Annotated in this window: 17 protein-coding genes; 9 read left to right on the top strand and 8 right to left on the bottom strand. The window is 55.6% G+C overall.

What is annotated here, in order from left to right:
- Nucleotides 1–15 precede the first annotated feature (15 nt).
- From SFU85_02340 to SFU85_02355, 4 genes are all read left to right on the top strand, one after another.
- Complete coding sequence (locus SFU85_02340; GenBank protein MDX6765607.1) at nucleotides 16–1,125, top strand: hypothetical protein; 1,110 nt, start codon at nucleotides 16–18, stop codon at nucleotides 1,123–1,125.
- A 259-nt stretch (nucleotides 1,126–1,384) separates the two neighbouring features.
- Nucleotides 1,385–2,635 (top strand): DDE-type integrase/transposase/recombinase, encoded by a 1,251-nt coding sequence (locus SFU85_02345; GenBank protein ID MDX6765608.1) that lies wholly within the window; start codon nucleotides 1,385–1,387, stop codon nucleotides 2,633–2,635.
- On the top strand, nucleotides 2,632–3,411 hold the full coding sequence (locus tag SFU85_02350; protein MDX6765609.1) for an ATP-binding protein: 780 nt from the start codon (nucleotides 2,632–2,634) through the stop codon (nucleotides 3,409–3,411). Before SFU85_02345 ends, SFU85_02350 begins: the two co-directional genes overlap by 4 nt.
- Complete coding sequence (locus SFU85_02355) at nucleotides 3,408–4,199, top strand: hypothetical protein (protein MDX6765610.1); 792 nt, start codon at nucleotides 3,408–3,410, stop codon at nucleotides 4,197–4,199. Before SFU85_02350 ends, SFU85_02355 begins: the two co-directional genes overlap by 4 nt.
- Before the next feature lie 108 nt (nucleotides 4,200–4,307).
- Here the strand turns inward: SFU85_02355 and SFU85_02360 are convergent, their stop codons facing one another.
- On the bottom strand, nucleotides 4,308–4,826 hold the full coding sequence (locus tag SFU85_02360; GenBank protein MDX6765611.1) for a hypothetical protein: 519 nt from the start codon (nucleotides 4,824–4,826) through the stop codon (nucleotides 4,308–4,310).
- A 184-nt stretch (nucleotides 4,827–5,010) separates the two neighbouring features.
- On the opposite strand from SFU85_02360, the gene SFU85_02365 reads away from it, so the two are divergent.
- The gene (locus SFU85_02365; protein MDX6765612.1) at nucleotides 5,011–5,274 is read left to right on the top strand and encodes a transposase; all 264 of its coding nucleotides are present in this window, start codon (nucleotides 5,011–5,013) and stop codon (nucleotides 5,272–5,274) included.
- Complete coding sequence (locus tag SFU85_02370; protein ID MDX6765613.1) at nucleotides 5,268–5,450, top strand: hypothetical protein; 183 nt, start codon at nucleotides 5,268–5,270, stop codon at nucleotides 5,448–5,450. The genes SFU85_02365 and SFU85_02370 overlap by 7 nt, the downstream gene beginning before the upstream one ends.
- A 52-nt stretch (nucleotides 5,451–5,502) precedes the next feature.
- Here SFU85_02370 and SFU85_02375 read toward each other — a convergent pair whose 3' ends face one another.
- The gene (locus SFU85_02375; protein MDX6765614.1) at nucleotides 5,503–6,207 is read right to left on the bottom strand and encodes a Fic family protein; all 705 of its coding nucleotides are present in this window, start codon (nucleotides 6,205–6,207) and stop codon (nucleotides 5,503–5,505) included.
- A gap of 23 nt (nucleotides 6,208–6,230) precedes the next feature.
- Between SFU85_02375 and SFU85_02380 the strand changes: the two genes are divergently transcribed.
- Nucleotides 6,231–6,521, top strand: a complete 291-nt coding sequence (locus SFU85_02380) for a hypothetical protein (GenBank protein ID MDX6765615.1) — start codon at nucleotides 6,231–6,233, stop codon at nucleotides 6,519–6,521.
- Nucleotides 6,522–6,587: 66 nt separating this feature from the next.
- On the opposite strand, the gene SFU85_02385 is transcribed toward SFU85_02380, so the two are convergent.
- From SFU85_02385 to SFU85_02395, 3 genes are all read right to left on the bottom strand, one after another.
- On the bottom strand, nucleotides 6,588–7,352 hold the full coding sequence (locus SFU85_02385; GenBank protein ID MDX6765616.1) for an ankyrin repeat domain-containing protein: 765 nt from the start codon (nucleotides 7,350–7,352) through the stop codon (nucleotides 6,588–6,590).
- A 153-nt stretch (nucleotides 7,353–7,505) separates the two neighbouring features.
- The gene (locus tag SFU85_02390; GenBank protein ID MDX6765617.1) at nucleotides 7,506–7,775 is read right to left on the bottom strand and encodes a hypothetical protein; all 270 of its coding nucleotides are present in this window, start codon (nucleotides 7,773–7,775) and stop codon (nucleotides 7,506–7,508) included.
- 2 nt (nucleotides 7,776–7,777) lie between these two features.
- Entirely contained in the window at nucleotides 7,778–9,271 is a 1,494-nt protein-coding gene (locus tag SFU85_02395) for an AAA family ATPase (GenBank protein MDX6765618.1), read from the bottom strand.
- A 531-nt stretch (nucleotides 9,272–9,802) separates the two neighbouring features.
- Here SFU85_02395 and SFU85_02400 point away from each other — a divergent pair.
- Complete coding sequence (locus SFU85_02400) at nucleotides 9,803–10,528, top strand: hypothetical protein (GenBank protein MDX6765619.1); 726 nt, start codon at nucleotides 9,803–9,805, stop codon at nucleotides 10,526–10,528.
- A gap of 207 nt (nucleotides 10,529–10,735) precedes the next feature.
- Here SFU85_02400 and SFU85_02405 read toward each other — a convergent pair whose 3' ends face one another.
- The 3 genes from SFU85_02405 to SFU85_02415 form a co-directional block, all read right to left on the bottom strand.
- A complete protein-coding gene (locus tag SFU85_02405; GenBank protein ID MDX6765620.1) occupies nucleotides 10,736–11,323 on the bottom strand; it encodes a hypothetical protein in 588 nt (195 codons plus the stop codon).
- A gap of 17 nt (nucleotides 11,324–11,340) precedes the next feature.
- Nucleotides 11,341–11,979 carry a hypothetical protein gene (locus SFU85_02410; GenBank protein ID MDX6765621.1) on the bottom strand — a complete coding sequence of 213 codons (639 nt, stop codon included), beginning with the start codon at nucleotides 11,977–11,979 and terminating at the stop codon, nucleotides 11,341–11,343.
- A 261-nt stretch (nucleotides 11,980–12,240) separates the two neighbouring features.
- A complete protein-coding gene (locus SFU85_02415) occupies nucleotides 12,241–12,528 on the bottom strand; it encodes a helix-turn-helix transcriptional regulator (GenBank protein ID MDX6765622.1) in 288 nt (95 codons plus the stop codon).
- Nucleotides 12,529–12,884: 356 nt separating this feature from the next.
- Between SFU85_02415 and SFU85_02420 the strand changes: the two genes are divergently transcribed.
- Nucleotides 12,885–13,255: hypothetical protein (locus SFU85_02420; protein ID MDX6765623.1), on the top strand; the 371-nt coding region annotated here is incomplete at its 3' end.

The following is a 13,255-nucleotide window of genomic DNA, read 5'->3' on the forward strand; positions in this document are numbered from 1 at the left end:
GTTATCTCCCCAAGCATGATTCCCTACCTCACGTTCCCCATTAACCAGAAAGATTGGAATTCCTCTAATCCAACCCCATTGGTGGACACCCTCAATGCCGCCATGTTTGGGACCTATGGCCTCTCGTTATGCCGCTTCCTCGATGTGGTGTTGCCGACTTCTGCGCCCGGACGGGCGCATGTCGCAGCCAGCGCACAGGCGGTGCAATACGCCAAGCGGTTATTCGAACTGTGTCCCCATGCCCTGCTGGGGCTGAGGCCGGATGACAAGCAGACCATGTTGCTGGTTTGGGCTTCCTTGCCGGGTGCTGTGATTGCTCATCGGAACTTGTCTGACAAAAGTTGGTTCTTTAAGCCGGTCACCCCTTCTTTGGCGTTGCCAGTTCTGCGCGAACGTGAGGACCAGGCCGAGGCTATGGCCCACGCACTGGCTTTCGGACGCCCCCGGGCGGGGCTTTTTGATAGGAAGCCGCTGACCCGAGACTGGCTGGGTAAACCGGAGCGTGTGTGGAGAGGGTTCCCCACTGGGGTTTCCTTTTTCGACCAAGATGGTGATCTGGGGAAACTGGTGACAATCGAAAGGCTGTCCGTTTTTGGAGGGGATGCCTGCGCGGATCGGATTGTTTACGCCTGCATCAACAGAAACAAACAGGGTTGTCAGTTTAATGAGGGATTGGAGCGCCTGCTCAGAACTTTTGCCCAAAACCGAATGGTCTGTCCCACCCTGCCGGAGATTGTGCCCTATTGGATCGGCAGTATCCTGCGGACTGTCCATCCGCTGCATTTCTTCTCCCGGGCCGGGGTGGCCGCAGAGGCCCGCCGCCTGTTCAGCGATTGTCCCGAGGCCCTTCTGTCCTTCGACCTCAAGTCTCCTGCCGTGGCAACTCTCTTCCTGGCCGCATGCGGGAATGGATTGAAGATCACCGAAGGCGATGGGGTGCGGCATGTAAGGGGTGCGCGACTCAACCCAAAACAGGCGGACCGCACTATCCGTGCGGCCCTTGCATCCGCCCAGATCATGGGATGGAGGGGCAAGCGACTGCAGGCTCGCCTGGCAATGATCTCACCTCTCGTGGGTCGGTGGATGCGGGATGGAGTTGTGTGGCCTACCGAGGTGGGAACGTAACCGATCTAGTGGCACCTATCTTTGGGTCAACAAAATGAAAAACTGCCTGATTCCTGCCGATGAAGTCGAACATGTCGCCCGCCGTCGATCGCTGGTTTCAGCGTATCGCCAATCGGGCTTGAAATTGGTCCCGTTTGCAAAAAGTCGGGGTGTTTCCGCTGCTACCTTATGGCGTTGGAATCGCCGGGCCGGCAGTTTGAATGACCCAGAGTTTTTTGTTGATAAACGCAAGAAGGGGCGTGAGGGCTCAAAGTCCCGGATGGATCGACGCGCTCTTGCCTGGGCTCTCTGCCTCCTCGAGGCCCATCCCGAAGCCAAGCTCACCGCTATTCATGCTCGGGTTTGCGAAAAGTGCGTCCAGGAAAACTGGGGTTCTCCGGGCTACAGGCAGCTTTGTCGTGCCTTGTCCAACCTGCCCCAGGACATGCGCGTCATGCTGCGGGAAGGGGAGAGAAGGGCCTTCGAACAGGCCAGTCTCGTCGCACGCATTGAACAGGGTTACCCGAACGAGTTGTGGCAAATGGACTTCACTGAAATCCCTTTCTGGATTCGTGATATGGCCACGGGCGAATTGTACAAGCCCTTTATGACGGCCGCTATCGACTCCTTCTCCCGGGCCTGCGTGGGGGTCCGTATCCATCGTCAAGCGCCCGATACGAACGAGAGTCTCATTTGCCTACATACCTGCATGTCTGCCAAAGGTGACGAAAGGTTGCCCTTCTTCGGTGTTCCCAAACGCCTGCGCTCTGACCATGGCTCGGTTTATGAATCAACCGACTTCCTTGACACCCTCCTTCGCCTGGATGTCATCTGGGATCCCGCTCCCAAATCCTGCCCCTCGGCCAATGGTAAAATTGAGCGTTGGTTCCAGACTTTCACCAATGGTCTGATCACCACACTCCAGGGCCACGCCAACCAGTTCCGGGGCCTGTCCCGGGCCAAAGAATCGGCCCTGCCTTCGACCCACTTTGAGAAGTTGGTTTGGGATTACATCCGCCGCTACAACCACACACGCCATTCCAGCATCGGATGCACCCCCTTCGAACGCTGGGTCAATCACCTTGGCGACGCCAAAGGGTTGAACATCGACGCCTCGGAAATTTCCCTGGCCATCCGGGTCCGCAAGGAAATGACCGTCGAGCGGGACGGCATCGCCCTGTGGGGCCGTCACTTCTCCTCGGAAGCCTTGGTGGGTCTGGTGGGTGAAAAAGTCATTGTTCGTCTGCCCGTGGAAGGCACCGCCGAGAACATCGAGTGCTACACCCTTTCTGGCACACTCATCGGCCTGCTCACCCCGGTCGAGGGCGATAGTGACCTCGCCGCCCGCATTAATTCCGAACGCCTGTCCCGCACCCATGCGATCCACGATCTGGCGCGTGTTCTCCGCGAACAATCCCCGGGCCTGCGCCCGGCATCCCGAATTCCCACCGCACCCGCTGACGACAATGGTCCCTCGGTATCTGAGGGTCGCATCCAACCCAGTGAACCCCTTCCCCAGGAGGAATCATGAACCCGAATTTGAAGCTGCCCTCCATTGCCACCGAATCCATCGAACGCGCTACCCAACTGCTCTCGGACTGCGTTACCACCGGGTCCCTCGGTGTCCTCACCGGACCCAACGGTTCCGGAAAAACCGAGGCCCTCAAGGCCTTGGTCGGTCGCTACCCTAAAATTGGGACCAAGGGAACGGCCCTGTATTTCCGGTGCTGCCTGCTCAAGAGCCACACCCGTGGACTCAAGGATTTGGCAGAGGCCATGGGGCGCAAGCTCTTCTCCGGATCCAATTCGACGGGATCAGTCCAGTTCGCCATCCGCACCTGCATCCATGAAATGGAACGCCAAGACATCACCGCCCTCTTTCTGGACGATGCAGACCTCTGGTCCCACGAAGTCCTGGAAAATGTGGTCGCTTTGCGCGACAAGGCCCACGAGAAGGGCTGGCCTCTGGTCATCATCCTTGCCGGCGCATCCAATCCGGATAACTGGCTTGGGCGTGTGGCCTCGGCTCGCAGCCGTACCCTCAAAGTCGAGGTCTTTCATGACCTTGATCCCGGTGAGATGCTGGGAGTCCTTCGCTCCTGGAACCCGGTCTTTGAGGTATTCGCCCAGGCCGTGGCCGAAGGCGAAAAAAAGGCCGAAAAGTGCGCCCGCACGATCCATTCCCACACCAAGGGGAACATGCGCCGGTTGTCCTACTTTGCCCTGCTCTACGCCGCCCACGCCGGGGAGGCTCCCGTTTCCCCGGAAACCCTGGAAAAGGTCCTGCCCCACCTCAGCGCCGCGTGAAACCCCGTAGCAAATTTGCACCCCGCACGGTTCGTACGAGCGAAAAGGCCAAGCTTCTGGCTGCCGTGGGTGACCTGGTGGCCAAGATGGGGCGGCCGGTGTGCTCAGACGACCTGCGGAGCCACTTGAACACCATGGAGGACCAAGAGCGGGTTCCCTTCTTTGCCCAATGTTGGGGGCAGGTCCTACTCAAGGCTGCCCGGCCAAGACCGGAGCCCTTCCCCTACCTCCGGTGTCTGGGAAAGATCGGAAACAGGGCCTATTACGCCCTGGAGGACACCCAGGAGCTGCGTTTGGCCCTGGGGAGGCACAAGGACACCCTCCGGGCCAAAGTAGGGGCCTCCTGGCGGCTGGCTGAAGCCATCACCAACCTGATTGGAACCCCCTATGAGGCCCAGGCCCGCAATGCGGCAGCCGGGTTTGTGCAGGAATTTGGTCCCCTCTCCACCCTCGATGAACGCCTAGCAGGGCAGGTAGAGGAAGCCAGGAAGTGGGTGGTGGGGCCGTTTGTGGCCCGGGAGCCCTCGGATTGGATCACGCGGAAAGAGGCCCTGGCTTTGCTAAAGGAGGCTGCCACTCGTTGCCTGGGCCCGGATGAAGCCTCCCAAATCAAATATCAGAAAATCCTCACGGCTTGGCAATGGCCCCAGTCGGAATTGTTTATGCGGAAAGGGCTTCGTTATTCCCGGAGTCAAATCGCTTGCGTGGCCAAAACCAAATGGGGCCACGGCGACGATGGCGGGTTGGCTCTCGGTGCCGCAGTTGCCATCTCTAGGTATTCGTATTGATAGCCCAAGCCGATACATAGCCCCCCCCTCTATCTTAGGCATAGAAAGGATACCCCATGAACGATGACGTCTTTGCCTATATTTTGATCGTGTCGATCATCTGCCTTATTATTGCGGTTCTGTTGGCGCACATTGGTGTGCTGTCCTAGTAGTCAAGCTTGCGTCGCCCTGGCTGAGCAGATATTGCTTGGTCAGGGCTGTCAGCGCTAAACAGGTCTTTTGGGTTGATATGCCCGCATTCTTGTCTGATTCGGCGGCTTTCAGTGCAGGCCATAGATCTGAAGCTTCCAGTAGCCCCTGGATTCGCGTTTCGAGGTTTTGATCGCTGCTATCGAATCTCTCCAGAAGTGCCGATGCCAAGGCTATTCTGTAGGCACCTGTCCGCCGCTCGCTTCTCAATCGGGCCATGACCAAACCGCAGACAACGTAAACGGCTACTGTAACTGCCAGGATAACAAAAACAACAGTGTCCAATGTTGGAAAGGTTTTTGTTTGGGCTGCCTTTTCATCAGTGACGCGCAGACTCCATTGACGGTCAAGTTTTTTGCCTGAGATTTCAGTAGGGGTTGCTACAGCAATCCAAGGACCTGAAGTCGAAGTCCTGTATGTTGGCAGAACCGTAGTCAAACTTGCGCAAACTGCCAAAAACAATGCTATATAGGTTATAATATTTTCGGAAGATCGATGACATTCCAATGGACGGCACGCGATTTCACAAAACTTTCTAGTGTATTCCTCTATATTGACCTGACCCCTAAAAAACAGACATTTTGAAAAGAGAGTTCTGGTCCTGTAGAAGGAACAGAACGAAATGAAGAGAAGCAAATTCAGCGAAGAACAGGTGGTGGGCATCCTACGGGAGGGAGCCGGAATGAGCGTCAAGGCGGTCTGCGCCAAACACAACATCAGCGAGCCGACCTACTACAAGTGGAAGAAGCAGTATGGGGGCCTGGAAGTGTCCGACGTGCGGACGATGCGTGCCATGGCCGAAGAGAACGCCCGGCTCAAACGAATCATCGCGGACTTGGTCGTGCAGAACGACATCTTGAAGGTGGTGAACGCAAAAAAATGGTGAGCCCTTCGACCAAGCGAAGGGCCGTGCGCATGGTGGTGGAAGAAGGCTGGGGACGGAAGGCCCCGGCCTGCCGGGCGCTTGGACTGTGCCGGGCCAGCTTCTATGTGGAAAGCCAGGTCTGTGTGGAGATGTTCACGGCCGGTCAGCGTGGTGCTGGGGTCATGATCGATGAGTAGACGACAGGACCTAGTGCGTAACAATTTGTCGTCTTTTTTGTCCTCGTCAGTCTTATTTCTGCTCCTGTTGGCGCAGGATTTCTGCACGCTTCTTTTGCCATTCTGTTTCGAAATTCTCGTCAAGCTTTGGGGTCACTTTCCGGCTCAATTCCTTCTCGGGCCAGTTCGGAACTTCCAACCCTCCCCTTCGCAGGATCATACTTGCCAAGGGGTAGGGGTTTCCTTCATATGCTGCCTGAAGAAACGGCTTCAGGCTCTCGCTCATCAGAGGGGATCTCTCCTGTGGTCCATAAATGGCCTGGATTTGTGCTTCCAGAAGCACCGCTGATGTTCTTGTATTCCCATCCCGGAAAGGGTGAATGCTTCGAATAGACCCATGCAGTGTGGCGAGTGCAAGCGCGTATCCAGGCGGGTCACACTGACTGATGTCTACTTCGTATTTTTGGCAACACTCTTCCAAGGCCCCTTCGATTTTGGATGCATCAGCGCCGACCCTACCCTTGTCGAAAGTAACAGTTTCATCCCTGCTTCTGAATTCCCCGGCCCACGTATGAATTTTGTAAAAGATTGCATAATGAATGGATTTGATCAGTGCCGGAATGACGGCCAGGGATTGGGACGTCACAAGCGTCTTAAGCGCTCTGGTCATCCCCTCTTGGTAAGCCTGTTCGTAGGCCTCAATATCCTTAATATCCGGCTTCAGGCCCAACCCCTGAAGTTTGTTCCATGGCGTGCCCGTGGACTCTTGCTTTCCCATACGGAGAACACTATACTCAGGTAATGGAAGATGGAAAACACTCCATACAGGATTATCTCACGCGAACTGCCGTGACTGTTCAGGCGCTCTCTGCTCAGGGAGGCTTCAAAACCTCTTTCGCCTCGGCCCTCAAGGCAGTAACTGCTGTTGAGACCGATTGCTTACTGGGGGCAGTACATCCATCGATTGCACCTCTCATGAATGCGCTGAAACAGGCGCAAGAGCGCGAAAAACGCTTGGGTCTGCGTCCCTGTTTATTGTCCTCAAATCTTTCGTCAACGATGCAGGCGAACACTTCCTTCCCCAGGATTTAGGGGATGTTATACCTCGGCCACCTACGGTGGCCCCCTAAGAAGACCCCGGTCAAGTAAGTGCCATCGTCAGGTCCTATTGATTAGTCCATGCGTCTCGAAGTCGTAGGGCTTGCCTCCGGCCAGAAGCAGGGCGCAGTAACCCTGTCGGGCCCCAGGCACTGACAGCAGCAATTCCTTCAAGTGTGGTGGCCCAGCCAGGTGCAGCGGTGTATTGCCCTCGCGGTCAACGGCAAATGGACTGGCACCCGAATCCAGGAGGCAGGTCACCCCCTCGGTGTTCGCGCGATGTGCGGCAATGTGCAGCGCTGTTCTCCCATACGAATCCGGCAGGTTCAAGTCGGCGCCGCATCTAGCAAAGACCTCTACCATGGCCGTAAGTTGCACCCCAAAATGAAAGACCTCATGCAGGGGTGCGGCACCCGTGTAGTTGCGAAGTCCCAGGTTGGCTCCACTCTCGGCCAGAGCCGCCAGGCATCCCACAGCCCCAAGGCGTGCGGCCCAGTGGGCCGGTGTGTCGCCTGCCATGTCTTTTGCATTGAGGTTTGCGCCTGCTGCCACCAGCACTTTGAGGCATTCGGTCTTGTGGCACGAGGCGGCCTCATGAAGTGCTGTCTGGCGCTGTTGGTTGCGTCCGTTCACATCCGCACCCTGTTCCAGCAGCCAACGAACCGACTCCACGTAACCAAGGTACGTCACCCACATCAGTGGAGTGTTCCCATATTCATTCTTCTCCTCAATCGGGTGTCCCTGGGCCAGCAGCCTCTGGGCTTCATCGAACTCGCGGTTGGCAACGGCCAGGCAAAAGTCAGAGACTACCGTTTCGTTGTTCATCGCTTCTTTTCCCCATTACTCTTGTCCTGTTTACTTCGGCGTCCCGAAAGAATGAGAAAGGTGAGTGCCGCGAAGTACACCACAAAAAATGTGTATGGGTATTCGTTGAACAAAGCCACAACCGCGTCGTTGAAACTTTCATACCCGATGAATTCAATCTTCACGCAAGCCCTCCATCTCCTTCGGCTCGGGCACCTCGTGAGCCACGGGCAGCCACGCCTGCATGCCTGGGGCCAGAATACGCACCTTCTCCCATGGCCAATCAGCGACAATCTCATCGAAGCTTGACCTCTCCATCCCCCGCACGTTCTCTAGGTCCACCAGCACGCTCTGCCCCATATCCAAGTTGCGCCGAATTTTCGCGCGGATTGTGCGGATGACCTTGGGGGACTGGAACGCGCAGTTCCAGCGGTTCAGACACAACCTCACCATTCGAACTCCTCTGGTGCTTCAGACTTCGGATTCCAAAGCGCCCACTCCACGGCAAAGTCGCGCAGGGACGCGATTGCGTGCAACATGCGTTCACCCAGCCCTGCTTCGGCATATTCGCTCTGGCATAGGGCGATCTCTACCTCGAGTTGGATCAAGAGGCCGGCAATCAGCCCAAAGTTGCTCTCGTGTCCGAAAAGATCGTCCTGGCTGACCTTTGGATTCCAATACTCCTCCAGAGACCACGCGATGCAGCGGAGCAGGCAAACCAGCCCCCCATCGGGAGCTGCCTGGGTCGGCTTGCCGTAAAGCGCATTCTCACCGTTCTCCAGGAGAATTTCTTTCACCCTCGCATGCCAAAGCAGGCTGCGTAGGCTGCTGCATGCTTTCAGGGCGGCACGACGCACCAGGGTTGGGTTTTGCGTGGCCACAATCGCAGGCGCCCACCCAGCAGGCTTGGCAGGCGTGTTTGGGCCCGCACCGTGCACGGGTGGTGTGGCGGGTTTCGGCGGTTGAGCTTCTTGTGGGTGCGGAACAGGCGAAGGGGTCGGAGCGTTGGCGGCGGCCAGTAATTGCGCAGATAGACTGTCAGGCTTTTGGGAGGGCGACTTCGATCCGGACGCACCTTTGATCCACGGCGCGCCGTTCTTGTCGGGTGTGGCTGCCGGGGCATCCACCGCACCGGGGGTTGCGGGGGAAGGGCTTCGGGTGAGCCTGAAGGGCTTCAAAAGCGGAATGTCTTTCTCCACGGCGCTTGCGGCCAGGCCCAGACAGTAGCTTTCAAACCACCGCATGCCTTGGTCCGAAGCGCCTGCCGCTTTTGCCAGTCGCTGAATCTCCGAACCGGTGATTTTCTTTCCTTTACCCTTGAAGGCAGAGTGGATTTGGATGATCCCTCTCGCATACTCCTCCTCAGTCGGGGGCTCGATCATGACCACGTCAGCAGCAAACCTGGAAGCAATCTCCGGGGGCAACCCCTGACCGTTGACCTTGCGCGAATAGTGGGGGACCTCCAGCTCGACTGGATCCCCGATGGCAAAGCCGACCTGCGGCCGACTCGCTGCAGCAACCTCGTCCTTTTGCTGGGTGGCCAGTTGTTGGAAGGCACCCGCTCCGACAATGAATGTATTCGCCAAGCGGGCGATATGTTCATCCGTCCAGCCGCATCCCTTGAGACGTCCGTCACCATCCAGGAGGGCCAGCACCTCCCCAAAAACGCCCAGTGCCCAGGACGAGCCATAGGCCGATGAGATCGGCACCGTTTTGTCGATCTCGTCCAAGTAGAGCATTTTGTGCGTTCGCGCCTCGGAACCGAGGAAGGCCGCGATGGTGGTGAGAGAGGAGGGTTGGGTGGCTGCCCCCCAGGGAACCCAGCTATTGCAAGCGATGGTGATCATCCCAAGGCCCATCTCTTCGGCAAAGCGGCGGACAACTTCAGTTTTGCCGACGCCAGTGGGGCCGACGATTAGGCTGTGGGTTCGGACTTTCACGCTCCCAATCTGGGGCATGAGGCATTTGACGGCGAAGTTTCGCTGAAGCGAATTGAGGGCGGCTGCTTGGCTGGCAGTGGAAATGCCAACCTCTTTCTGGGGGACGGACATAAGTCTCCTAGGAACATTTTTGTGGAACCCACCGGTAATGGTGGGAGGTGCAAGCGCGGGGAAGCTCTCCCTTACGGGAGAGCAGCGGGTATGGTGACCCGGGAGACAATGGTGCGCAGGCAGTTCATGGAGACGACCAACAAGGTATTACTAGAGTCTGGTTTGCCAAGTCAAATTTTGTAGGCAGCGATTTGGATTCCACTTGCTCTAACCCAAAGTAAGCAAGTGGCGGGGATATTCGGCCATGAGTACTCACCCGTCTGGCCATGGATATCGTGATTTTCGACTGCTTGCTCTCGCCGCCTATGGCCGACGCTTCGGGACTTTTGGGGGAGCTTACGTTAAGGGGTGCCTCTGTTTTGATGGCAGTTTTGTAAAGCTCTCCTTGCGCCTTTTGAACGAAAGGACATATGGAGCGTCATGAAACACATGCAGTCAGCTTGGGGACGTTTAATGGCTCGTTGGTCAGCCCTCATTAAAAAGCTTGGCAGAAGGGTGGCCCATGTCTTGGCTTCGTTTCATATGTCTAGCTGTTTCGTCGTCTCTCATAATGGCAAGACCTTTAGGGTGGGGCTTCTATTTACCACCCCTTTTCAATTCAAAAAAGCAGTCGTAGAGGGGCTGGGAAAGATCGGCTGCCCTAGCGGCGGAAAAGTTGCTGGCGCGGTCATTTCCGGGAACTTGGAATCCTTCATCAACCAAGCTTTAGAAGACAATACGATGTGTGAGGAGAAGGTTGTTCGAGATTTATTAGGTAGCTTGATAGCCGAGTCGCCGGATTGGGAATACCTATTTAAGGTCCTCGCTCGTCACCCCTATACATCCAAGGGCATTCTGGCGTCATGTTTGCTATCATTTCGCAAAGAAGGTCCGGAAGTTGAGTGTGAAGTGGCTCTGAGGCTTGGTCAAATTCTTGCCCCTGATGTCATGAGTAGTGTGGCCTCTAGCGTCGGGAGTTCAGTGTCCGCTCATGCGCTTACTTTGATGCAAAATAGTCAGCCTGAATGTCACTGGGTTAAGGCCCTATTGTCCGCACATAAGACAAATAATGCCTCCCTGTCGGCAAATGTCCCTGGATATGCCCTTAAGAAGCACCCAAACAGTGGCCGTGGAGGTAGATATTTAGGTGATGATCAGGGCCGTTGATTTTCTGGATACAAGCTGACTTTAGCGCGGTGCGAGTTCTCCGATTGGTATTTCCGAGAGGACTTGGTTTTTAGCCCAGATATATCTGGTTCATGACGGTTCCTTGGTGAATGGGTCAGAGGAATGTTCCCCATGACGGGCTTGGACGGTCTTCCACAAGGTATAATCGACTTTGGGACGTTGGGCGCGGCTTTTACAAGGAAAGTCTTACGCCGGGCTGCTTGGAGCGGAAGAACCTGCGACATATTGCTGGGCCTGCATGGTTTCTTCTGTGGAATTATTTAAATTCTTCAACGCTCCCCCACATGAAAGCACACGATACCAACACCAACCGGTTGCACCTGCGGAAAAGAAATTGATCAACAGCGCGGCCAAGAGCATCCATCGAGCGCGCTCGCAAATAATACCCATATCCATATTGTTCGTTGCGGGGGCTGGAGTTCCCGAGTTAGCGGCTGTATCAACGGCCCTTGCTGTGCTTGGCGTAACCACATCTTGCCAATGGAAAAATGAGACTACAGATATACACGTTATTGCTAGGCAAAAGTAGCCTAGCGGTAACAGGTGTATATATTTCCATGCGGCGTAGTTTCGTTTGATGCTGTGCGTGTATTTTTCCGCTAATGCCGATGTTTGTCCGGTCCCAGAGTTCTTTTTGATTGAGGCCAGCTTGACGTCCGCGCTTTCATACTCATCTTTCAGACGCTTCTCCGAGGCGGTTCGGAGCACATTGAGAACGGTGTAGGTTGCGCCAAAGAGGCTTAACAATAGTGCCACCAAAGAATAAATCGGCATCCCCGCTTCCCTCTCCCTTACGCCTGGGCTGTGTTATCAGGTGTGGCTGTTGTTTCGTGCAGGACTTTCCAAACTGCATCAAAGCGATCTTCGTAAAACTTTGCCGTGCTCGCATTGTTGAAAGACACTTTGGCTTTGATTGCGTCGATGGGTGTGTTTTGCTGTAGCCTCACGTGTGGTTTTTCGACCCGGGCCATAATCGAATCACAGACAATAAAGTGCTCCACTTGGTCTTCGTTCCGGGCTTGCGCAGACGAAACTTGCAGAGTGCCAGCGTATTTCTTTTGGGCTGCGGCCAAGAAAGCCGGGATCTCCGTTCCGACAACCAAGATCCGAATTTTTCCATTTGCAGCATGGAGACGCTCGAATGCCTTGGTGAAGGCATCTTGCAGTGTTTCAAGGAAGTAAGTACATCCCCCTGAGAGCATGCGCACTGTTTTGCTAGAGCGATCCAGCATGATCTCGTTGAGTATCAAGGCGTCCATATACGAGTCATTGTCGAACTCCGTCCGGATTTTCTCGTCGATCATCTGGTTGATGACCTTGCGCAGCGCCGAATTCGATACAATGCTCTCGTGATGTTCGTACCACACTTTGACAGAGCCAATGTTGATTGGATGAGAAGGTGTTGCAGGTGCTGTGTGTGTGGCAGACATTTGAGGTTTGGGCTAAATTATCCAACCTGCACAAAACAGTGTAGCTTGGACGAGGGATGTTGCAAGATCAGCATTGTAGGTCAAGCCGATACCGGGCCTGGCTCCGGGGTGGTAGAGGCCAACTGGAGGAGGGGCGAGTGTTGCATTTGCGTGACGGCTCCTAGTTATGCTTGAGAGCCTTGCTATCAGGGTCCCAAGACCTTTGCCACACAAATTGTATATCCCGGCCATTGCCCCTTTGGGAGCGGTAAAGCGAGGGGGTTAATTGCCCCGCTTGTCCCCTCTCTGCAAAATCGGCAGGTGCGCCTTCATTTCCCGGGGTTCGGGAAATAGCTGTTCCATGGTGACCCCAAGCACTTGGGCGATTACCTTTAGTTCGTAATCCTTCAGCGACCGTTGCCGTAGCTCGATGGCGGCCAGGGTTTGCTGGTCAAGGTCCAGGCCGACCAGTTGCAGTTTGAGCACAAAGGCCTGTTGGCTGGCATAGCCCTTCTTGACTCGTAGAGCCCTGATCTTGGGCCCGGCGGCGTTGACGAATCGGTCACCCACAGCCCAGAGCTTGAAGAAAATCGTCCCCTCATTTCACAACAGGGTTTGTAATCCGCCGTTTTTTTGCCACAGTCCGGCTAGTTGCAGGCCGTTCTGCGGTCTCTGCGACCATTCCGCCTCCCTCAAGGGGTCGAGGCGCGCGCCAACGGATGGTGCCCGTATTACGGGTGGCCACCCGCATGGCCGTGTCATAAGAATGTCACGGAGTCCACCAATGGATGTAATAACATCAGGTTATTCACAAAGACCCCTGTTAGGTATAGACAATAAACGGAATCCGCTTTAGTCACGGGAACATGATGAGAAATTCGGGAAAACTGTCCGGCACTCTTCTGATTGTGTTGGCCGGGTTTTCTATGACTGTCGGTTTGGTGTGTGCACAATCGTCGGATGCCGCCAAACCTTCCGAAGTCCCTCCTGGGGATGAGTTCTACGAGGAAGCAGTGGATTGGTGCCCTTGGCCGGACTTCATCAATATCATCTGCTTCCCAGAAGCAGGATACGCCTACATCAACTTCATCAAGTTTTCCGTGGAGGAAAACGGCAGTTACTTCGGAGATTTTCCCGTCCTCTGCACCATACCGGGCCTGGATAAGTTGCCCGCCTCGGGTTGGATCTATGATCCCAAGACGGGCTATTCCTGTTGGATTTCCGTGGAGGTGGGCAATGGAAAGCTGGACTTGGACAATTATGGGCTCATTCCCACGGCTGCACGGCAACTGAAACA

This window comes from Candidatus Methylacidiphilales bacterium (genome assembly GCA_033875315.1).
GTDB lineage: Bacteria > Verrucomicrobiota > Verrucomicrobiia > Methylacidiphilales > CAZTYG01 > JANRJG01.